Genomic DNA, 21,637 nt, shown 5'->3' on the forward strand with positions numbered 1-21,637 from the left:
AAAATAAAGTTCAAATTAAAACAAAAAAAAAGCCTCTTCAAAAGAAGAGGCTTTAGTACTCAGAGCGGGACTTGAACCCGCACGAACATTGCTGTTCACTGGATTTTAAGTCCAGCGTGTCTACCAATTTCACCATCCGAGCATTATTGCTTTTGGATTTTTATATCTAATTTTTATAAAAAATCAAACACAATCACCAAGAAAACATTTTGTGACTTGGAGCGAAAAACGGGGCTCGAACCCGCGACCTCGACCTTGGCAAGGTCGCGCTCTACCAACTGAGCTATTTTCGCATTTTCAATTCTTAAAAAGAACAACAATACTTGGTTTGTATTGCGGTGGCAAATTTAAGACATTTATCCAATTAAACAAGAACTTTATACATAATATTTTTAATTATTTCGTAAACTTCTGATAACCTAAAGTTTAAAAATAAATTATTTTCTAGTAATCATTCTTTTTATTTCATTCAGCTTCATCAATGCTTCAACAGGGGTTATTGTATTGACATCTATATTTAAAATTTCTTCTTTTATCTCTTCTAAAAGAGGGTCATCAAGATTAAAAAAGCTCATTTGCATTTCGTCTTGCTCTGCTTTTATGCCGTTCAAAACTTCCCCTGAATGATTCTTTTCTAATTTTTTCAGAATCTTTTGCGCTTTTAGCAAAACAATTTGAGGCATACCAGCCATTTTAGCCACATGAATTCCGAAACTATGCGCACTACCACCCTTAACTAACTTTCGAATAAAAAGCACATTGTCTTTTAATTCTTTTACCGATACATTATAATTTTGAATACGCGATAACGACTCGGTCATTTCATTTAATTCATGATAATGTGTTGCAAAAAGCGTTTTAGGTCTTGACGGATGTTCGTGCAAAAACTCGGCAATAGCCCAAGCAATTGAAATTCCGTCATAGGTACTCGTTCCACGACCTATTTCATCCAGAAGTACTAAACTTCGATCAGAAATATTATTCAAGATAGAAGCCGTCTCATTCATTTCGACCATAAAAGTAGACTCACCCATCGAAATATTATCAGACGCCCCTACTCTAGTGAAAATTTTATCCACAACTCCCATCCTCAAGCTCTCTGCAGGAACAAAACTTCCCATTTGAGCCAAAAGTACAATCAAAGCCGTTTGACGTAAAATAGCCGATTTTCCAGACATATTAGGCCCTGTAATCATAATTAACTGTTGCGTTTCACGATCTAAGAAAACGTCATTAGCAATGTAAGGCGTCCCTACAGGCAATTGTTTCTCAATAACTGGATGCCTACCATTTTTAATTTCAAGTTCAAATGTTTCATCTAACTCGGGGCAGCTGTATTTATTTTCAATAGCCAACTGCGTAAACGAACACAAACAATCTAATTGTGCAACCAAATTTGCGTTTAACTGTACTGGTTTTATATAAGTAGCAATCCAAGCAACTAATTGTTCAAAAAGCTCAGCTTCTATCTTATGTATTTTTTCTTCGGCACCTAGAATTTTAGATTCATATTCTTTTAATTCTTCTGTGATGTAGCGTTCCGCATTTACTAATGTTTGCTTTCTAATCCATTCTGTAGGCACTTTATCCTTATGCGTATTTCTTACTTCAATATAATACCCAAAGACATTATTAAAAGAAATCTTCAAAGAGGTAATTCCGGTGCGTTGTGATTCACGGGCTTCAATTCCTTCTAGAAATTCTTTTCCAGATGTAGATATTGCACGCAACTCATCTAGCTCAGCACTTATTCCTGTAGCAATAGCATTTCCTTTGGCAACAGCCACAGGAGCATCTTGGTTTAATGTAGTTTTTATTTTTTCACGCAACAAATCACAGCTATGCAAACTGTCTCCAATTATTTTTACTGCTTCTTGTGTACTGGCTAATGCCAAAGTTTTCATTGGAATAATAGCATCTAGCGACTCTTTTAAATAAACCACTTCTCGAGGAGATACTTTTCCTGCTGCAATTTTAGAAATCAAACGCTCTAAGTCCGAAATTTGCTTGATTTGCGACTGCATTTGTTGTAAAACTTCTTGATTTTCTTTGAGATAAGTCACCACCTCATGACGGCTTTTTATTTTAGCTGCCTCTTTTAAAGGTAAGGCCAACCACCTTTTTAATAAGCGACCACCCATTGGCGAAAGCGTTTTATCAATCACATCCAGTAAAGTAACTGCATTGGGGTTATAACTATGGTACAATTCTAAATTGCGAATCGTAAAACGATCCATCCATACATAAGCATCTTCAGCAATACGTTGAATTGCCGTGATGTGTTGCACTCGATTGTGTTGTGTTTCGCCTAGGTAATATAAAATAGCACCCGAAGCGATAATTCCTTCTTTCAAATCTTCAATTCCAAACCCTTTTAAAGAAACAGTTTGAAAATGTTTTGTCAAGGTCTCAAATGCGTAATCTTCTTTATATATCCAATCTTCTAGATAAAAACTGTGGTAGTCTTCACCAAAAGCTTGTTTGAAATCATTTTTATTATTTTTCGGAATCAAAACCTCCGAAGGATTAAAGTTTTGTAGTAACTTATCGATGTATTCCGCATTTCCTTGCGCTGTTAAAAATTCCCCAGTAGAAACATCAAGAAACGAAATCCCGATTGACTTATTTGCAAAATATACCGAAGCTAAGAAGTTATTGGTTTTTGACTGCAAAACCTCATCATTCATAGAAACTCCAGGAGTCACCAACTCAGTAACACCACGTTTTACAATGGTTTTTGTCATTTTTGGGTCTTCGAGTTGATCACAAATAGCCACACGAAGCCCTGCTTTTACTAATTTAGGCAAGTAAGTATTGATAGAATGGTGCGGAAAACCAGCCAACGCTGTTTCGGTAGCAGAACCTGCGCCACGTTTTGTCAATGTAATCCCTAATATTTTAGAAGCCCTAACAGCATCCTCTCCAAAAGTTTCATAAAAATCACCCACACGAAATAACAAGCAAGCATCAGGATACTTTCTTTTAATATCGTTATACTGCTTCATCAATGGTGTTTCCTTAACTACTTTATCTTTAGCTGCCAAATTATATAATTTTAAATAGGTGATTGTAACGGCAGCGAATTTAATTATTAAAAAACGAATTACGGAATACTTGAAAAAAAAATCACATTTTTAGGGAAATTTTAAGTCATTGGCATGATATTTTCTTTAGATTTGTTGAAATAATTTTTAAATTTAAAAAAATGAAAAAAATACTTACAATTGCAATGTTAGTAGTTTTAGGAGTTACAACTTCTCAAGCTCAAGAAACTACAAAAAAAGCTAAAGCAACAACTGCTAAAGTTAACGGTGCTGGAATGGCGTTTGTTAACGAAACTATAGATTACGGTACTATTGCGCATAACGCTGATGGAAAACGTGAATTTGTTTTCACAAATAACGGTAACAAACCATTAATCATTACTAACACACAAGGTTCTTGTGGTTGTACTGTACCTACATCTCCAAAAGAGCCAATTGCTCCAGGAGCAAAAGGAATTATTGGAGTAAAATACGCTACTGATAGAGTTGGAGCTTTTACTAAAACTGTAACGGTTACTTCTAACGCTGAAGGGCAACCTACAAAAATCCTTACTATAAAAGGAGTTGTACTTGCTGACGGTGCTGCAAAAAGCTAATATTTTAAAATATACTTTAAAAAGCTTCCTTTAATTGGAAGCTTTTTTTTTACACAATTATTAAAGGCATGAGAAAACTAGAAAACAGCGAACTAGAACGCAAAAGTGTTGAAGCGTTTAAAGAATCAGATAAAACACCCATTATAATAGTGCTAGACGATGTTCGAAGTTTACACAACATAGGCTCGGTATTTAGAACATCGGATGCTTTTTTAATCGAAAAAATTTACTTGTGCGGAATCACTGCTACACCTCCAAACAAGGAAATTCATAAAACTGCGCTTGGCGCAACTGACACAGTAACCTGGGAACACAACAGCAATGTGCTAGAAGTAATCCAGTCGTTAAAAGATGATAACGTAATCACACTAGCTATTGAGCAAGTAGAAAGCGCTACTTTTTTACAAAATTTTAAAGTAGACAAACAGCAAAAATACGCTGTCGTTTTTGGAAATGAAGTACACGGTGTAACACAAGAGGCAGTTGCTTTATGCGATGGTTGTATTGAGATTCCGCAATTAGGAACCAAGCATTCTTTAAACATTTCTGTGAGTGCTGGGATTGTAATTTGGGATTTATTCAAACAATTTAAGGAGTAGTTATTTTTTTTCTTATTTCTTCTAAAATAAAAAGGTAGTCTTCTTGATTTTTTACAAAATCCCTATCAGAGACATCCACAATCAACACATTCAAACCTGTTTGTGATTTTATATAATCGAGGTAGCCACTATTGATTTTATCAAGGTACTCAGCAGCAATATTTTGCTCATAGTCCCTGCCTCGCTTTTTTATATTTTGTAAAAGTCGCTCTGAATTTTGATATAAATAAACATACAAATCTGGTTTTGGCATTTCTTTATAGATGATATCAAATAAATTCCTATACAAACGGTACTCATCATCAGCCAATGTTATTTTTGCAAATATCAAAGATTTAAAAATATGATAATCAGCTACTAGGAAATCTTTAAACAAGTCAAATTGTGCCAGATCGTCAGAAAGCTGTTGGTATCTATCTGCCAAAAAAGACATTTCAAGCGGAAAAGCATACCTGTTTTGATCTTTATAAAACTTAGGTAAAAATGGATTATCAGCAAAACGCTCTAAAACTGTTTTTGCATTAAAGTCGGCTGCAATTTTATTTGTCAACGTAGTTTTTCCAGCACCTATATTTCCTTCAAAAGCAATATAATTAAACTGTTCTAACGGAATCTTATCTAACGGATTTTCTAAAGCCTGAATAGCAATACATGCACTTTTATCAGGAGAAACCGCAATTAACTCTTTAATCGATTTCTTTAAAACAGGATGTTCAATATCTAATTGCAAATCAGCTATTGGTAACAACACAAAATTACGCTCTTGCAATAAAGGATGCGGAATAATTAATTTTTCGGTATTAATAATTTCATCGTCAAAAAAAATCAAATCAATATCAATCAATCGAGACTCATATCCTTGTCCACCATTACGAACGCGTCCTAGTTTTTTTTCTACTTTTAACACCTGGCTCAACACATTTTGCGCGGAGTTAAAGGTATGAATTATAACAGCACAATTGTAGAAGGCATCACTGCTAAAACCCCATGAAGGCGATTTATAAAGTTGGGATACTTTAATCACTGTTCCTATTTCTTGATGAATTAATTTCAAACAGTTTTCAATATTTTCAAGGCGGTTACCTTGATTACTCCCTATAGATAAAATGACCTGATGCTGTGCTTTCATATTAAGTACAAATTAACTAAAAGAATTTTAGAATAGCCCTATCTTTGCTCAAAGTGTTGCGGTTATTTCCCTAAAAAAAATAAATAAAACTGTAACAAAGCAACTCTTTTTGCTACTTATTAAAAAAATACAATTATGAAGTTTTTAGGAAATGTACTAGCCACTATTATAGGTTTATTTGTCTTCTGTATGCTCTTTTTCTTTGGTATTCTATTTATAGGAGCCATTTTTGGAGGCGACTCTGAAGGCGTTACTGTAAAAGAGAATTCGGTTATAGAACTGGATTTAAAAAATGTTACTTATGATTACGCCGGAAAATACGAAGATCCCTGGGTTAATATTTTTTCTGAAAAAGAAAAAGTAGGACTAACCGATATTATTGCAGCCATTGCAACTGCAAAATCAGACAGTAGTATTAAAGGAATTTCAATCCTTAATAATGAATCTCAATTAGGAATGGCTCAAAGTAAAGAGATTAGAGACGCTTTAGAAGATTTTAAAAAATCAGGAAAGTTTATTATGGCCTACGCCAATGTGTATTCTCAAAAAGAATATTATATCAACTCCGTTGCAAACACAATTTACATTAATCCTGTAGGAGACATGGATTTTAAAGGGTTGTCTTCAGAGGTAATGTTTTACAAAGACTTACAAGAGAAATCAGGAATCAAAATGGAAGTTATTCGTCACGGAAAATACAAAAGTGCTGTTGAACCATTTTTAGAAAACGAGATGAGTGATGCCAATAGAGAACAAGTAACAGCGTTATTGAATTCAGTATGGACTTCTATTACTTCAGATATTTCGAAAAGCAGAAAAATATCTGTTGCAAAACTTAACGAAATTGCAGATGGACTTCTAGCTAGAACACCTGAAATGGCTAAAGCCCAAAAAATGATTGATGTTATTGCTTATGAAGATGTGTATCACAATGACATTAAAAAGGCATTAAAAGTAGACAAAGATAAAGACTACAACAAAGTATCTATTCTTGAATACACTAAAAAAATACTTACTACCTCCCAATCTTCAGAATCTAGCAATCAAATTGCAATTATTTACGCTCAAGGGGAAATCCAGAGTGGTGAAGGTGATGTCAATACAATTGGTGAAGGATCTATGCGCCGGTCATTACAAGAGGCTAGAGAAGATAAAAACATCAAAGCAATTGTATTAAGAATTGATAGCCCAGGAGGAAACGCACTTACTTCTGACTTGATCTGGAGAGAAGTAGAATTGACTAAAAAAGTCAAACCAGTGGTTGTTTCTATGGGGAACTACGCCGCATCAGGTGGTTATTACATTGCTTGTAATGCTTCTAAAATATTTGCTGAGAACAATACCATTACGGGTTCAATTGGGGTTTTTGGAATATTGCCTAATTTCAGCCAATTAACGTCTCGTATTGGAATTCATGTAGAACAAGTAAATACAAATAAAAATTCGGCACGTTATAGTCCGTTTGTCCCTTTAGACGAAAACCTAAAAGCAGTAACTCTTGAAGGTGTTGAACATATTTATAAAACTTTTGTAACACATGTTGCCGAAGGTAGAAAAATGACTTTTGACCAAGTAGACGCTATTGCTCAAGGAAGAGTTTGGTCAGGATCAGAAGCGATTAAAATAGGTCTTGTTGATAAAATAGGTGGTTTAGACGATGCTATAAAAGAGGCCGCAAGTCTTTCTAAAATTAAAACCTACAGCACTCAGAATTTTCCTGAGTATAAAAAAGACTTTAATGACATGCTTTCTAGCCTTCCTTTTGCAAAGACAAAAGAATCTTTCATAAAAGAAGAAATAGGCGAAGAAAATTACATCCTGATGCAAAAGGTTAAAAAAATGCAAGCGCAAAAAGGAATTCAAGCCTTAATGCCTTATGAAATTACTATAAATTAGTTATTAGAATAAGCTATCATAAATCCGTTTCAGTAACCCCTGAAACGGATTTTTTTTTCATCTACATCAACTACAAAAAGTTTAGCTTTAACTACAAAATCTAACCATAAGGAAAGCAAGGGTTTATTTATGAAAACTTTAGAGACCAACTTATCGATAAAATGTTATTTTTGTATCTTAATTAATGTAGTTACTGCCCCAAAATCAGTAACTAAACTATAAAAAAGAAACATATGTTGAAGACCATTTTAAAAATAATTGCTGGATTATTACTTTTATTTGTAGTAGCACTTTTTGCAATTCCTTATTTCTTTAAAGACCAAATCACTGCTAAAATCACTAGTATCATCAATGAGAAAGTAGATGCTAAAGTAAGTTTTAAAGATGCAAATTTGAGTTTGTTTAAAAACTTCCCAAATGCAAACCTAACGTTAGATAGCTTGGTAATTATCAACAAAGCTCCTTTTGAAGGTGACACGCTTCTTGCTATAGGAGAACTTGATTTAAAAATGTCAGTTAAAGAACTTTTCAAAGATGCTAATGAAACCATGAACATCCAAGGAATTGGAACTAAAAACGGAGTCGTAAACATTCTTTTCAATAAAGATGGTTTAGGTAACTATGACATTGCGATTAAAGATGACAAACCTGCTACAGACAATAAAGACAGCAACCTATCTTTAAACATTCAAAACTATAAAGTCGAGAATTTAAGGTTCAAATATTATGATGAAACTTCAAAAATCAAGTTGGTACTTGACAGTATCAATCATGAAGGAACCGGAGATTTTGCTGCGTCAAAATTAGATTTGGTTACAAAAACAACAACTAAAGTCTCTTTAGACATGGATAAAGTAAATTACATGAAAAATGTAGCCCTTACTTTAGACGCAGTATTAGGAATTGACTTAGAAGCGAGTAAATATACTTTTAAAGAAAACAAGGCATTAATTAATCAATTGCCATTAGAGTTTGACGGTTTCATACAACTAGTTGACGACGGACAAGTTTATGATCTAAAATTCAAAACGCCAACTTCTTCATTTAAAAATTTCTTAGGCGTTATTCCAGCAGCTTATGCAGCAAGTTTAGACAATGTAAAAACTACGGGCGATTTTACTATCGTAGGTTTTGCAAAAGGAAAATATACAGAAACTACGGTACCTAAATTCAATATTGCTATTGCGTCAAACAACGCTTCGTTTCAATATCCTGATTTACCTAAATCAGTTCAAAACATTATTATTGACACTAAAATTATTAATGAAACAGGCGTATTAAACGATACTTATGTAAATCTTGACAAACTTTCATTTAAAATTGATCAAGATGTATTCAATGCTAAAGCAAAGGTTACTAATGTTACTCAAAATGCAATTGTAGATGCAGCGTTAAAAGGAACAATCAATTTAGGAAACCTTTCAAAGGCCTACCCAATCAAGTTAGACAAGCCGTTATCAGGAATTTTAAAAGCCGATGTTACTACTAAGTTTGATATGTTATCTGTAGAAAAAAGTCAGTACCAAAATATTAATAATGCAGGTACAATGAGTTTATCTGGATTTAAATATGTCGACGAAAACGGAAAAGCATTAAACATTAGCAATGCCTTAGTTCAATTCAACCCTAGTCAAGTAAATTTAAAACAATTTAATGCTGCAACAGGAAAAAGCGATATAAGCGTTACTGGTATTTTAGAAAATTTCTATGGTTTTATTTTCAAAAACCAAGAACTAAAAGGAAACTTCAACTTGTCATCTAATCAATTAGCTGTAAGTGATTTCATGACAACCGAAACTGCAAAAACTGATGCTAAAACGCCGCAAAAGGATGCTGAAGCAATGAAAATCCCAGCATTTTTAAACTGTACGCTTAGCGCGAAAGCCAATACGGTTTTATACGACAACTTAACATTGAAAGACGTTTCAGGAAAACTACTCGTGAAAGACGAAAAAGTAACGATGGAAAATGTAAAAACATCAATTTTTGGCGGAAGTATCGGCCTGAACGGATCTGTTTCTACAAAAGGAAAAGTGCCAACATTTGATATGAATTTAGGACTAAACCAAGTTGATATTGCTCAAACATTCACACAATTGGACATGATGAAAAAAATTGCTCCAATTGCAGGAATCATCAACGGAAAATTAAATTCAACAATAAAATTAAACGGTAATCTAACCGATGAAATGAGCCCAGATTTAACCAGTTTAACTGGTGATTTATTAGGACAACTCCTTTCTACTACGGTCAATTCTAAAAACTCTACTTTATTGACTGCATTGAGTAGCAATGTGAAATTTTTAGATCTAGATAAAATCAATCTTAACGATATTAAAGCAGCAATTACTTTCAAAGACGGAAAAGTAAGTGTAAAACCATTTGATATCAAGTACAAAGATATTAAAGCAACTATAGGCGGAACGCACGGTTTTGATCAAAGCATGAATTATAGCTTAAAATTTGATGTTCCTGCAAAATATTTAGGAACTGAAGCCAATGCACTTATCGCAAAATTAACACCAACAGATGCTGCTAAATTAGAGAATATTCCGATTAACGCATTGATGACAGGAAATTTCTCTAATCCAAAGATTTCTACAGATATGAAATCAGCAGTTACAAACTTGACGAATCAATTGATTCAACAACAAAAAGAACAGTTGGTAAAAAAAGGAACATCTGCATTAACCGACTTGCTTAATAAGAACAAAAAACCAGGTGATAGCACTAAGACAACTACTCCTGTTATTCCTACTACAAAAGAAGAAGTAAAAACACAAGCGAAAGAAGAGGTAAAAGCAAAAGCTACTGACTTGATTAATGGTTTTTTCAAAAAGAAGAAAACCGCTGAACCAAAAGCAGAAACTACACCATAAGCTTTTAAATCTTATTTTATAAAATATAAAAAAGGAGAACTCACTACTAATTTGTGAGTTCTCCTTTTTTTATTCTTATGCTTTACCAGCAGTTTTATCTATGAACTGAATTTTGCGTGAGGGATCGTAGCGGCATCCTTTTAAGAATTCCCAATAATTATTGGGACTTCTTAAAAGATACAGCGTAGCGCCCGACCTTATTGAAAAATATTTTTCTTATTTTTTAATAAGGTCACGCCCAAACTCCCATTATTATACTGAAATCTTAACTACATAACCTTCAGAACTGCGTACGTTAAATACGGTTTCGTCTTCAAATATTAAGTATTGCCCTTTAATTCCGGTTAACTTTCCTTGAAAACTTGGTGTTTTCTCTAGGCTCAAACTTTTTACTTTTGTAGGATATTCAAGTACAGGATAATGCATCTCGTACAAGTCATTTTTATTTAAAAAGAAATATTCCTTAGCCTCATCCGGAATCAGGTTTTCTAGTTTTAATCTTTCAGCAACTAAATCTACGTGCTCTACCGTATTGGTTAGCATTTTTCTCCAGTTTGTTTTATCAGCATAGTGATTTTTTAAGGCAACCTCAGTGATTCCAGCTAAATAACGGTTGGGTACTTCTACAATAGAGATTGCTTCGTTTGCCCCCTGATCAATCCACCTAGTCGGCATTTGGGTCTTTCTAGTCACTCCTACTTTTACTTCGCTGGATAGAGCAAGATATACAATATGCGGCTGTAACTGCACCTTTTCTTCATAAGCTAAATCTCTGTCTTCAATTCCCAAATGCGCTGTACTTAATTCTGGTTTCATAATCCAGTCACCAACTGAGGCACTAGAATAAAAGCAATCGTAGCAAAAACCTTGACGAAAAATCTTTTTCTTTTTACCACAATTTAAACATTGATATCCCACAAATTCTATGGCAATATCTTTATTTAATAATTGGTTTACATTCAAAAAACTGTCTTCAAAAACCAAGTAATACTGAATTGGGTTTCCAAATTCAGTTTGCATTTTGGTCAGTACGCCTTCGTATTGCATTTAGTTTACTCTTTAAAGTTTGATGTTTAACAAAAATTGTTATTTTTGGTAAAGTTATCATTCATAACGCATAATTCATAACTCCTATTTTAAAAAATGCCACTAACAATTATTAATTCTTTCGCTTCTTGGGTTTTAAAACAACGAATCCATCAAATAGAGCTCTTCCTTAAATACCCAAATGAGGTTCAGGAGGAATTGCTTACCAATTTGATTGCATCAGCAAAAGATACCGTTATGGGTCAGGATTATGATTTTACTTCCATAAAATCCTACACAACATTTGCAGAGCGAATTCCAATTGTTACTTACGAGGACATTCATCCATTAATTGAACGTACCCGTAGTGGCGAGCAAAATTTGTTCTGGGGAACACCTATAAAATGGTTTGCAAAATCCAGCGGAACTACCAATGCTAAAAGTAAATTTATCCCGGTAAGCAGCAGCGCTTTAGAAGACTGCCACTATAAAGGAAGTAAAGATCTTTTATGCATGTATTTGAATAACAACGAAAACTCGGAGCTTTTTAAAGGTAAAAGTTTGCGTTTAGGAGGGAGCTCACAAATATACGAAAACAACAACACCTCTTTTGGTGACTTGTCGGCTATTTTAATCGAAAACATGCCTATTTGGGCCGAATTTAGTAGCACGCCTAGCAGCAAGATTTCGCTTATGAGCGAATGGGAAACTAAAATGGCAGCGATTATTAATGAAACTAAAAAAGAAAATGTGACTAGTTTTGCCGGCGTTCCTTCGTGGATGTTAGTATTAATGAACCGCATGCTTGAGGAAACTGGCAAGGGAAACCTGTTTGATGTTTGGCCGAACCTAGAAGTGTATTTTCATGGTGGTGTTAACTTTGAACCCTACCGCGAACAATATCAAAAAATACTCCCTAAGAAAGAATTTAAGTACTACGAAATATACAATGCCTCTGAAGGTTTTTTTGCCATTCAGGACCTTAATTACTCCAGTGATTTATTGTTGATGTTAGATTACGGAATCTTCTACGAATTTATTGGGATGGACAGCTTTGGTACTCCAGATCAAAAAGTAGTGCGCTTAGCGGATGTTGAGTTATTTAAAAACTATGCCATTGTTATCACAACAAACTCTGGTTTGTGGCGCTACCTGATAGGTGACACTGTTCGTTTTACATCACTTAGTCCTTACCGAATAAGAGTTACCGGCAGAACAAAGCACCACATCAATGTTTTTGGTGAGGAATTAATGGTTGAAAATACTGATCAAGCTATAGCCAAAGCATGCAAATTAACTAACACACAAGTAGTTGATTACACTGTAGCTCCCATATTTATGGAAGGTCGTGAAAAAGGCGCTCACGAATGGATGATAGAGTTCAAAAATCCTCCTGAGAATACCACTGTTTTTCAAAAAATATTAGACGACACTTTGCAATCTCTCAACTCTGATTACGAGGCAAAGCGTAAAAACAACATGACGCTAAATCCTTTAATTATCAATATTGCTAGACACAACCTTTTTTACGACTGGCTAAAAGAAAGAGACAAACTGGGTGGGCAACATAAAATACCCAGACTTTCTAACCAACGGGATTATCTAGAACAGTTGAAAGGAATGCAAGTTAAAATTTTAGTATAAAAAAAACCTCAGTTCAATTAAGAACCAAGGTGTGTTTTATATCATAATAAAAGTTGCTATAATTATTCGATCATCATGTCGATGTGTCTATCGTGATATCCTAAAAGATACAAAACACCATCTAGTCCTAAACTAGAAATAGACGTTGACGCACTCTCTTTAACCTTTGGTTTTGCATGAAATGCAATTCCCAGACCCGCTAAGTTTAACATAGGTAAATCATTTGCTCCATCACCTACTGCAATAGTTTGGTTGATATGAATGCCTTCTTTATCAGCAATTGCTTGAAGTAGTTCGGCTTTCTTTTTACCGTCAACAATATCACCTAAATATTTACCCGTTAATTTGCCATCTATAATTTCTAACTCATTAGCATGTACGTAATCAATCCCTAATTCTTTTTGTAAATATTTTCCAAAATAAGTAAACCCTCCTGACAGAATTGCGGTTTTGTATCCATAATATTTCAAAGCCTTCATCAAGCGGTGTGCTCCTTGCGTTATTGGTAAATTTACGGCTACTTTTTGCAAGACTTCTTCACTCAAACCTTCAAGCAATGCCATGCGTTGTTTGAAGCTTTCGCCAAAATCAATTTCACCATTCATAGCTGATTCGGTTATTGCACGTACTTGCTCACCTACGCCTGCTAGATCAGCTAGCTCATCAATCACTTCGGTTTGTATTAAGGTAGAGTCCATGTCAAAACAAACTAAACGCCTGTTTCTTCTATAAATATTATCTTCTTGAAAAGAGATATCTACATTTAAGGTTCTAGAAATCTCCATGAATTTAGCCGTAATCAAACTCTTATCCAAGATGTTTCCTGAAATGGATAATTGTACACAAGAGCGCGGATATTGTCCTTTTTCAATAATTGAAACCCTTCCTGTTAATCGCTTAATAGCGTAGATATTCAAATTTAAGTCTGAAAGTACCTGAGTCACTGCCGACAGTTGTGCTGCAGCTAAAGTTTCTCCTAAGATATTGACAATGTATCTTTTTTTAGACTGCCCTTTTACCCAATTTTCATAGTCTTCAATTGAGATGGGTGTAAACTTTACTTTTATTTGCAACTCGTAAGCTTTAAACAGCAAATCTTTTAAAACAGGTGCTGAAGAAGAGCCAGCCTTGATTTCGAATAAAATCCCTAAGGATAAAGTATCATGAATATCGGCTTGACCAATGTCTAAAATAGTTGCTTCGTAATTTGCTAATATAGATGTTAAACCAGCAGTAACTCCTGGTTTGTCTTGTCCAGAAACCTTTAATAAAATAACCTCTTTGCCCTCTTCTACTGCCATAATCTAATTATTTGAATCGATGAACAAAAATCGGTAATCTAGAGGTGATAAAAAAGAATAGGATCACTTTTTTAAAACAATAACAAATACGATAATTTTGACCAAAAAAAACCTGTTCAAATCAATGAACAGGTTTGTATTTTTGATAAAAACGCAATTTTTAAGATGCAATCTCTAAACGCTTCAATAAGTTTTTATTTAGCGTCTCCTCGGCATAAGTTCTATTAATTTCTAATTTTTTATCATCAGAACTTGGTAATTCATACATAGCATCTGTTAAGATTGCTTCGCATAATGAACGTAATCCACGAGCTCCTAATTTGTACTCTAATGCTTTGTCAACAATAAAGTCCAAAGCTTCATCAGTGATAGTGAAATCAACTTCATCCATCAAGAATAATTTTTGGTACTGCTTGATCAACGCATTTTTAGGCTCTGTTAAAATAGAACGTAAAGTAGCTCTATCTAACGGGTCCATGTGTGTTAATACTGGTAAACGACCAATAATCTCAGGAATCAAACCAAAATCTTTAATATCTTTAGGAATGATGTATTGCAATAAATTTTCTTTGTCGATATTATCTACATTTTTTGAAGTTGAATATCCTACTGCTTGGCGGTTCAAACGTTTCGAAATAATTCTTTCGATTCCGTCAAAAGCACCACCTGCGATAAACAAGATATTTTGAGTGTTTACTTCAACAAATTTTTGGTCTGGGTGTTTACGACCTCCTTTAGGCGGTACGTTTACAACTGTTCCTTCTAACAATTTAAGCAATGCTTGTTGCACACCTTCACCTGATACATCACGCGTTATGGACGGATTGTCACTTTTACGAGCAATTTTATCAATTTCGTCAATAAATACGATTCCGCGCTCTGCTTTGGTAACATCATAATCCGCAGCTTGTAGCAAACGAGTTAAGATACTCTCGACATCCTCACCTACATAACCTGCTTCTGTCAATACCGTAGCATCTACAATAGCCAAAGGAACGTCTAACATTTTTGCAATGGTTTTAGCCACTAACGTTTTACCTGTCCCGGTTTGCCCTACCATGATGATGTTACTTTTTTCAATCTCTACCTCATCGTCTTGTTGCTGTTGCATTAAACGCTTGTAGTGATTGTAAACCGCAACCGACATCACTTTTTTAGTTTGGTCTTGCCCTATAACGTATTGGTCTAGAAAAGCTCTGATTTCCTTCGGTTTTTTCAAAATCAAATCACCTACTAAGTTGGTACCTCCAGCTGATTTTAATTCTTCTAAAACAATTCCGTGCGCTTGCTCGATGCATTTATCACAAATGTGCGCATCAATTCCAGCAATTAATAATTGAGTTTCTGGCTTCTTCCTTCCACAAAACGAACATTCTAATTTTTCTTTCGCCATCTTTTTTTAGTTGCAAAGTTTCTGAGTTTCTAAGTTACAAAGTTCGGCTAGCGTACCCTGAAAATTAGTTTTCTAAACTTTAAAATTTAATCTATTTAGTAATTTTCAAAATTGCACAGTAACTAACTTAGTTACTGTGCAACTCTGAAACTTAAAAAATTATCCTCTTCTTAAAACCTCATCAATCATTCCGTATTCTTTTGCCTCATCCGCTTTCATCCAGTAATCACGCTCACTATCAGCATGTACTTTATCAAATGTTTGTCCTGAGTGGTGCGAAATGATATTGTATAATTCGTCTTTTAATTTCAACATTTCTCTCAAGTTGATTTCCATATCTGTAGCAACACCTTGTGCTCCTCCTGATGGTTGGTGAATCATAACTCTTGAGTGTGGCAATGCTGAACGTTTCCCTTCGGCACCTGCGCATAACAATACCGCACCCATTGATGCCGCCATACCGGTACAAATTGTAGCTACATCAGGTTTGATGTATTGCATGGTGTCATAAATTCCAAGACCTGCATAAACGCTTCCTCCTGGAGAGTTCAAGTAAATTTGGATGTCCTTAGAAGCATCTGCGCTTTCTAAGAATAATAATTGTGCTTGAACGATGTTTGCAATTTGATCATCGATTCCTGTTCCTAGAAAGATAATTCTATCCATCATTAATCTAGAAAAAACATCAAGCTGAGAAATATTCAACTGGCGTTCTTCAATGATATAAGGAGTCATATTTGTAGGGTTCATTGCCGCAACGATTTTATCGTAATACATGGCATTAACTCCTTGGTGCTTTGTAGCAAACTTTTTAAATTCTTTACCGTAGTTCATGTGTATGTGTTCTAAGTTGTACTTTGTATCTTATTATATTATTCCTACTGCAAAGGTCGTTCCTAATTGCAGATCGTGTCAATATGTCTTATTTTTTAGCCCAGACAGCAGTGAAAAGCTTTTTGAATTCCGTTTTTTAGTTTTTTTATTCTTGCAAAGCGACCGCAGGAAGCTCTTGCAAGGATATTAAAAACAGAAACGGAAGAAAAAACTTGTAACGGATGGCTGGATTAGCTCCTAAATTAGTGAAAAATAAAAGAGCGCCAAAGAAATAATTCTTCTGACGCTCAAATATACTTAATTTTTATTATTTTGACTCTGTAAGCAAATCATAAAATTTCAACAATCGCTACCCTATTCAGGTATTTGACGTTTCATTTTATGACGGGGTACAGACTACAATTTATTCTCCGTAAGACGCAGCGATAAATTCGTCGTAAGTAACTTCTTTAGTTGTTGGGTTTGCTTTTTCTTTAAACAAATCCAATAATTTCTCAGCAACTACTTGGTCAGAAAGTCTTTTTACTTCGTCTTGGTTAGACAAAACTCTTGCTACAATTCCTTGAACTTCTTCGTCCGTTGGATTTGTTTGTCCGAATTGTGCCATTTGCTGACGGATATTTTTTGTAGTAAACGTTTTTAAGTCTTCAAAAGTGATTTTGATGTCAGATTGCGCCATAGCTCTACCTTCGATCAATTGAAAACGCAATCCTTTTTCAGAACGTGCATATTCAACTTCTGCTTCCTCTGGAGACAATTTTTTCTCTCCTACAGTTTGCAACCATTTTTTAAGGAATTCAGCTGGCAAGTCAAATTTTGTGCTTTCAATTAAAAACTCAGTAACATCACCTAATAATTTTTGGTCTGCTTGAGTTGCAAATTGGTTTTCTGCATCTTCTTTGATTTTTGCTTTCAATTCGTCAAGAGAAGCTACAGTTCCTGCTCCGAACAATTTGTCAAACAATTCTTGGTTCAATTCAGCCAATTCAGCCGTGTTGATAGCTTCGATAGTGAAGTTTACATCAACCTCTAAACCATGAACATCATCATGCTCTACTTTCATAACGTCCATCAATTGGTGGTCGTCATTAAATAAACCTTTCGTATTTACAGTAACTACATCACCTACTTTTTTACCAATAAAAAGTTTAAAAATTGCCTCATCTTTAAAAAGATCAGCAGCAATAGTCGTTGCGTTGTTAATTCCTTTTTCTTCGTTTGTAAAAGTTCCCGTGATATCTGAGTCTGCAGTAACAGCTTCTTGTGGAATTGCAGTACCAAATTGTTTTTGGATACGTTCTACTTGACCGTCAATTAATTTATCATCAGCAGTAACAACATATTTTACGATATCGTTTTTAGCCTCTAAGTCTAATGTAAAGTCAGGAACTAATCCAATTTCGTATTCAAAAGTCAACTCTTCAGCATCCCAGTCAAAGTTTTCGTTTACTTTAGGAAGCGGAGTCCCAAGAAGGTTTAATCTTTCTGATTGAATGAAACGCTCTAAAGCCAAATCAACAACCTTTTTCACTTCTTCTTCTTTAATCCCACGACCGTATTGTTTAGCAACAAGATCTTTAGGAACTTGTCCTTTTCTAAAACCTTTTACAGTTGCCAAAGGCATTTTTTCGTTTATTCTTTTTGCTACTTGACCTTTATAATCCATGTTCACAACTGTCATTACAATTGTTTCATTTACAGCGTCTATTGCTACTCTTTTGATATCCATCTTCTTCTTTAATTTACATTATAAATTCGGTGGGCAAAATTATAAAATTTTTCCAAGCCAACCAAGCTTTTTAACCCCGAACCTTAACTATGGAGTTTCAACCAATTCAAACCTCAAAACTAAAGGATGTTTTGTTTGATTTTGGGCGTGTCCTTCCATCCCTCGATTGCCATCGGGGCCGTCAGGTCAGGCTGTACGTTCCCGCTTTTATTGCTTTACCCTGCGGGATAAAACAATAAAGAGCTCCACTGCCATCCTTCACGCAACAAATTGCCAACAATCAACATTGTTTTTACAATTAATACGATAATTAATATATATTTGAAATAGAAAATGAAGTATGGCGGGTTTACATAATTACAAAACTATTTTTGGCCTGATTAATCACGTAATCTGCAACGTACACAAAAAAGCAACTCATTAACTCAACAACAAATGATTATCTTTATTGATACCAATATAATATACGGTCATTGGCACTTACAAAATGCTAATTTTCAATACTTACTAAACTATTTAGAAAACACAAACTCAACATTAGCTGTTTCAGAAATAGTATGTGATGAAATAGATAATAAATTTCATGATGAATTGAACGCTATTGAAAGTACTTTAAAAAATAATATAAAAAAATACAATACTTTAATTAATAAAAATTCGCCGTTAATTCCTGACAAATTAGATAATGACTATTCATTTAAAAGTTTACTGATGAAACGAACCAATCATGTAAATTTCTTCCCCTTTAATTTAGTCCCCAATCAAAAACTTGTGGAAAGAGCAATAAAAAAAATCAAACCATTCAAAGAGGATGACAAAGGATTTAGAGACACTTTAATATGGCTATCATTCTTAGATTATTTAAAACTAAATAAAAATGAAGACATTGCTTTTATTAATAATAATTCTTCAGATTTTTATAATTTGGCAAAAATAAATTTTCATAATGATTTAATAGATGATATTAAATCTTATGGATTAACTAATAATTTTAAAGTATATGAGTCTATAAAAGACTTTATTAACGCAGAAGTTCGTGATCAACACAAATACACTTCTGAAATAATTATGACAAATTTTATTTATCCTCAAGAATCAATCATTGAGCAAAGTATAGAGCAGTATATAAATTCTCAATCGCAAAAATGGCTCACTGATATCCTTAAAGAACATTCTCGATCATTTGAAAATTTATCATATCTTATAAAATTTAGCTTTCGTATTTTAGAAGGCATTGAAGACCCTAAATTATTACATTGGGAGGAGATTGAAGAAAATACGTTTTTTGGAGAATTGAGATTTTTCTTAAAGAATACTGAAATTCAACTGACTCTCCCTAAAACATTTTATGAAGAGAATCAATTATCTTTCCCCAAAAGACATCAAATAGAAACAAATAGTGATTATATAACAATGACTATTTTTAGTAAATCATTTTTGAATATTTCATTTAATTTCGATACAAATATCAAAACTGTAAAAAATCTTGAAATAAATATATTCGGCCTGCTATAAACCCTGATAGCCATAACAATAATAAAAACTAACCTGAATATATTCACCTGAATCTTCCAAAAACATTCAAGTCTCCTCACTTTAAATCCACTACCCCTTTCAAATTTAATTAGTTTTTAAAATAAAAAAATGACCTTAATATACAAAATAGACGAAAAAGATTATCTAATCTACCAACTTTTTACCGCTTCAAAATCGGACAACATTAAGAAAAAAAGACAAAAAAGTAAAATAATGATTCCATTAATTTATTTCACATTTGGTTTGTTTTACTCTTTTTATAACACTAATTACGCTTTAGGCGTAATCTTTTTTATTATCTCATGCCTATGGTATTTTCTATATCCTATATGGGAAAAGCGACATTACATTAAACATTATAAAAAATTTATAGCCGAAAACTATAAAGACAGCATAGGTAGAGAAATCAATTTCGAAATAGATAATGAATTCTTATTTGCCTCTAGTAATGGAAGCGAAAGTAAAATTATCACCACCGAAATAGTCGAAATTAATGAAATACCATCTTCAATATTTATAAAACTAAAAAGTGGTCAATCGTTTATTTTCCCGAAGAGTAAAATCGCTAACATAAATCAAGTCAAGACAAGGCTTACCACCTTAGCTGCTCATTTAAACATCAATTATAAAGATGACCCGCAATGGGAATGGAAATAGCACGGAATTTAAAATTATTACAAATCACAACTGGATAATTTTGAATGCTCTGCCTAAAATAATAAAAATAAGTATATTTATAATGTAGCAAATGAGATTGATTCGTCCCTTACAATGACTTTAAACAATTGACATTGTGAACAATACATTAATAAAATCAAATCATAAAAAACAAAAACATAATGAAATACGAAATAGCCAGTATCGAGATTGAAGAAATTGAAAATTATTTATCTTACATTCGACCAGAGGAAGAAATGAGGTCTCAAATTGACATTGGATACCGTATTGATAAACAAAGTGTGTTCATCTTCGAAATCAGACCTGATTGGATGGATCCAAAAAAGAAAGTTGAAAACGATATTGCCAAAGCCACTTATGTTCAAAAAGACGACCAATGGAAAGTATTTTGGCAAAGATCCGATTTAAAATGGCATGCCTATAAACCGCAACCAATCGTAAAGCATTTATTAGACTTTATTCGATTAATCGAGAAAGATGAGTACAGTTGTTTTTGGGGATAGCACTCTCGAGCTTGTGGCTATTGCGGACTTCTAGTTTTTTTTTGACTAACCGAAAATACGTTTTAAAACTAGCAATAGCCACAAACTAATATCACTTTAAGAACTATTAATCGTAATGATGTCTACATTTCAAAATTTGTATCTCATCATCTATAAATCGACAAATTAACCGATGTTCATCATCAATTCTTCTAAACCAAAATCCAGCATATTTGTGTTTTAGCACTTCTGGCTTCCCTATTCCTTCAAAAGGGTTTCTTGAAATATCTTTTAGCAATTCATTAATTTTTTTAACTTTCTTCTTGTCTATTTTTTGCCAGTACAAATAATCTTCCCAAGACTCGTCAACAAATACATATTTCATTTTAGTCCTCAATTAGGTCTTTAGAAAACGACTTTCCATTCTTAATTTTTTCAATTGCCGAATCTAATCTACTCTCGTTTGCTCTACTCGACAATTCATAATTTGTTGCCATTAACGAATTGTATTCTTCCAATGAAATAACAACGATTCCTGAATCTTTTCCGCGGTTGATAATTAGCGTTTCAAAGTTAATTGACACTCTATCAAAGTACGATTTAATATCTTTTCTGAAATCTGAAATATTTGTGACTACCATAATTACTATATTTTGTACAAATTTATGTACAATATTTCATTTTTATGCACTATTTATCCAATTAAAGAAGATAACTTATTTCTAATTCGTGAAATATCCTTTCATAAATTGTGACTTTTCATCCTAGATCATTTCGTTCCTCGCAATGATTTTTTTTAAGCTAGACATATTCCAGCTAAACCATAAAGCCAAAAGAATATTAAATAAAAGGCTCAATCGTAAATAAAACT

General features: G+C 33.6%; 17 protein-coding genes and 2 tRNA genes. 8 read left to right on the top strand and 11 right to left on the bottom strand.

All coding sequences use genetic code 11. From position 1 onward, the window contains the following. Positions 1–56: 56 nt before the first annotated feature. The 3 genes from HNP99_RS01245 to mutS all read right to left on the bottom strand — a co-directional run bounded on the left by HNP99_RS01245 (position 57) and on the right by mutS (position 3,044). Positions 57–142, bottom strand: a tRNA-Leu gene (locus tag HNP99_RS01245). Between the two features lie 75 nt (positions 143–217). Further along, positions 218–293, bottom strand: a tRNA-Gly gene (locus tag HNP99_RS01250). A gap of 144 nt (positions 294–437) precedes the next feature. Further along, positions 438–3,044, bottom strand: coding sequence for a DNA mismatch repair protein MutS (gene mutS / locus HNP99_RS01255; protein WP_173850465.1), 2,607 nt, complete (start codon positions 3,042–3,044; stop codon positions 438–440). A gap of 161 nt (positions 3,045–3,205) precedes the next feature. Between mutS and HNP99_RS01260 the strand changes: the two genes are divergently transcribed. Together HNP99_RS01260 and HNP99_RS01265 are read left to right on the top strand one after the other, a co-directional pair. Beyond that, positions 3,206–3,640, top strand: coding sequence for a DUF1573 domain-containing protein (locus HNP99_RS01260; protein WP_173850467.1), 435 nt, complete (start codon positions 3,206–3,208; stop codon positions 3,638–3,640). Positions 3,641–3,708: 68 nt separating this feature from the next. Next, on the top strand, positions 3,709–4,239 hold the full coding sequence (locus HNP99_RS01265; protein ID WP_173850469.1) for an RNA methyltransferase: 531 nt from the start codon (positions 3,709–3,711) through the stop codon (positions 4,237–4,239). Here HNP99_RS01265 and folK read toward each other — a convergent pair. Beyond that, positions 4,229–5,368: a 2-amino-4-hydroxy-6-hydroxymethyldihydropteridine diphosphokinase gene (gene folK / locus HNP99_RS01270; RefSeq protein ID WP_173850471.1), complete on the bottom strand. Its 1,140-nt coding sequence runs from the start codon at positions 5,366–5,368 to the stop codon at positions 4,229–4,231. The two genes, HNP99_RS01265 and folK, sit on opposite strands and share 11 nt — an antisense overlap. A 135-nt stretch (positions 5,369–5,503) precedes the next feature. On the opposite strand from folK, the gene sppA reads away from it, so the two are divergent. Beyond that, on the top strand, positions 5,504–7,264 hold the full coding sequence (gene sppA / locus HNP99_RS01275; protein WP_173850473.1) for a signal peptide peptidase SppA: 1,761 nt from the start codon (positions 5,504–5,506) through the stop codon (positions 7,262–7,264). Positions 7,265–7,497: 233 nt separating this feature from the next. Continuing rightward, a complete protein-coding gene (locus HNP99_RS01280) occupies positions 7,498–10,143 on the top strand; it encodes an AsmA-like C-terminal region-containing protein (RefSeq protein WP_173850475.1) in 2,646 nt (881 codons plus the stop codon). Between the two features lie 252 nt (positions 10,144–10,395). Here HNP99_RS01280 and HNP99_RS01285 read toward each other — a convergent pair whose 3' ends face one another. Next, positions 10,396–11,190 (bottom strand): DUF2797 domain-containing protein, encoded by a 795-nt coding sequence (locus HNP99_RS01285; RefSeq protein WP_173850477.1) that lies wholly within the window; start codon positions 11,188–11,190, stop codon positions 10,396–10,398. A gap of 96 nt (positions 11,191–11,286) precedes the next feature. Between HNP99_RS01285 and HNP99_RS01290 the strand changes: the two genes are divergently transcribed. After that, entirely contained in the window at positions 11,287–12,813 is a 1,527-nt protein-coding gene (locus tag HNP99_RS01290) for a GH3 auxin-responsive promoter family protein (RefSeq protein WP_173850479.1), read from the top strand. 62 nt (positions 12,814–12,875) lie between these two features. Here HNP99_RS01290 and serB read toward each other — a convergent pair whose 3' ends face one another. From serB to HNP99_RS01310, 4 genes are all read right to left on the bottom strand, one after another. Further along, entirely contained in the window at positions 12,876–14,114 is a 1,239-nt protein-coding gene (gene serB, locus HNP99_RS01295) for a phosphoserine phosphatase SerB (protein ID WP_173850481.1), read from the bottom strand. A 160-nt stretch (positions 14,115–14,274) separates the two neighbouring features. Next, a complete protein-coding gene (gene clpX / locus HNP99_RS01300) occupies positions 14,275–15,507 on the bottom strand; it encodes an ATP-dependent Clp protease ATP-binding subunit ClpX (RefSeq protein WP_173850483.1) in 1,233 nt (410 codons plus the stop codon). A 159-nt stretch (positions 15,508–15,666) separates the two neighbouring features. Continuing rightward, positions 15,667–16,341 (bottom strand): ATP-dependent Clp endopeptidase proteolytic subunit ClpP, encoded by a 675-nt coding sequence (gene clpP / locus HNP99_RS01305; protein ID WP_026707631.1) that lies wholly within the window; start codon positions 16,339–16,341, stop codon positions 15,667–15,669. A 403-nt stretch (positions 16,342–16,744) separates the two neighbouring features. Further along, positions 16,745–18,070 (bottom strand): trigger factor, encoded by a 1,326-nt coding sequence (locus HNP99_RS01310; RefSeq protein WP_173850485.1) that lies wholly within the window; start codon positions 18,068–18,070, stop codon positions 16,745–16,747. A 435-nt stretch (positions 18,071–18,505) separates the two neighbouring features. On the opposite strand from HNP99_RS01310, the gene HNP99_RS01315 reads away from it, so the two are divergent. The 3 genes from HNP99_RS01315 to HNP99_RS01325 all read left to right on the top strand — a co-directional run bounded on the left by HNP99_RS01315 (position 18,506) and on the right by HNP99_RS01325 (position 20,787). Next, the gene (locus HNP99_RS01315) at positions 18,506–19,585 is read left to right on the top strand and encodes a PIN domain-containing protein (RefSeq protein WP_173850487.1); all 1,080 of its coding nucleotides are present in this window, start codon (positions 18,506–18,508) and stop codon (positions 19,583–19,585) included. 129 nt (positions 19,586–19,714) lie between these two features. Beyond that, positions 19,715–20,263: a hypothetical protein gene (locus HNP99_RS01320; protein ID WP_173850489.1), complete on the top strand. Its 549-nt coding sequence runs from the start codon at positions 19,715–19,717 to the stop codon at positions 20,261–20,263. A gap of 182 nt (positions 20,264–20,445) precedes the next feature. Next, positions 20,446–20,787, top strand: a complete 342-nt coding sequence (locus HNP99_RS01325) for a DUF3024 domain-containing protein (protein WP_173850491.1) — start codon at positions 20,446–20,448, stop codon at positions 20,785–20,787. 106 nt (positions 20,788–20,893) lie between these two features. On the opposite strand, the gene HNP99_RS01330 is transcribed toward HNP99_RS01325, so the two are convergent. Continuing rightward, a complete protein-coding gene (locus HNP99_RS01330) occupies positions 20,894–21,151 on the bottom strand; it encodes a Txe/YoeB family addiction module toxin (protein WP_173851008.1) in 258 nt (85 codons plus the stop codon). A 1-nt stretch (position 21,152) separates the two neighbouring features. Continuing rightward, complete coding sequence (locus tag HNP99_RS01335; protein ID WP_173850493.1) at positions 21,153–21,407, bottom strand: type II toxin-antitoxin system Phd/YefM family antitoxin; 255 nt, start codon at positions 21,405–21,407, stop codon at positions 21,153–21,155. Positions 21,408–21,637: the final 230 nt, after the last annotated feature.

The organism is Flavobacterium gelidicaeli (genome assembly GCF_013294005.1).
GTDB lineage: Bacteria > Bacteroidota > Bacteroidia > Flavobacteriales > Flavobacteriaceae > Flavobacterium.

What these genes read in the sequence shown, in the direction of transcription:
- HNP99_RS01260 (WP_173850467.1), top strand. Translation starts at nt 3,206, where the DNA reads ATGAAAAAAATACTTACAATTGCAATGTTAGTAGTTTTAGGAGTTACA.
- HNP99_RS01265 (WP_173850469.1), top strand. Translation starts at nt 3,709, where the DNA reads ATGAGAAAACTAGAAAACAGCGAACTAGAACGCAAAAGTGTTGAAGCG.
- folK (WP_173850471.1), bottom strand. Translation starts at nt 5,368, where the DNA reads ATGAAAGCACAGCATCAGGTCATTTTATCTATAGGGAGTAATCAAGGT.
- sppA (WP_173850473.1), top strand. Translation starts at nt 5,504, where the DNA reads ATGAAGTTTTTAGGAAATGTACTAGCCACTATTATAGGTTTATTTGTC.
- HNP99_RS01280 (WP_173850475.1), top strand. Translation starts at nt 7,498, where the DNA reads ATGTTGAAGACCATTTTAAAAATAATTGCTGGATTATTACTTTTATTT.
- HNP99_RS01285 (WP_173850477.1), bottom strand. Translation starts at nt 11,190, where the DNA reads ATGCAATACGAAGGCGTACTGACCAAAATGCAAACTGAATTTGGAAAC.
- HNP99_RS01290 (WP_173850479.1), top strand. Translation starts at nt 11,287, where the DNA reads ATGCCACTAACAATTATTAATTCTTTCGCTTCTTGGGTTTTAAAACAA.
- serB (WP_173850481.1), bottom strand. Translation starts at nt 14,114, where the DNA reads ATGGCAGTAGAAGAGGGCAAAGAGGTTATTTTATTAAAGGTTTCTGGA.
- clpX (WP_173850483.1), bottom strand. Translation starts at nt 15,507, where the DNA reads ATGGCGAAAGAAAAATTAGAATGTTCGTTTTGTGGAAGGAAGAAGCCA.
- clpP (WP_026707631.1), bottom strand. Translation starts at nt 16,341, where the DNA reads ATGAACTACGGTAAAGAATTTAAAAAGTTTGCTACAAAGCACCAAGGA.
- HNP99_RS01310 (WP_173850485.1), bottom strand. Translation starts at nt 18,070, where the DNA reads ATGGATATCAAAAGAGTAGCAATAGACGCTGTAAATGAAACAATTGTA.
- HNP99_RS01315 (WP_173850487.1), top strand. Translation starts at nt 18,506, where the DNA reads ATGATTATCTTTATTGATACCAATATAATATACGGTCATTGGCACTTA.
- HNP99_RS01320 (WP_173850489.1), top strand. Translation starts at nt 19,715, where the DNA reads ATGACCTTAATATACAAAATAGACGAAAAAGATTATCTAATCTACCAA.
- HNP99_RS01325 (WP_173850491.1), top strand. Translation starts at nt 20,446, where the DNA reads ATGAAATACGAAATAGCCAGTATCGAGATTGAAGAAATTGAAAATTAT.
- HNP99_RS01330 (WP_173851008.1), bottom strand. Translation starts at nt 21,151, where the DNA reads ATGAAATATGTATTTGTTGACGAGTCTTGGGAAGATTATTTGTACTGG.
- HNP99_RS01335 (WP_173850493.1), bottom strand. Translation starts at nt 21,407, where the DNA reads ATGGTAGTCACAAATATTTCAGATTTCAGAAAAGATATTAAATCGTAC.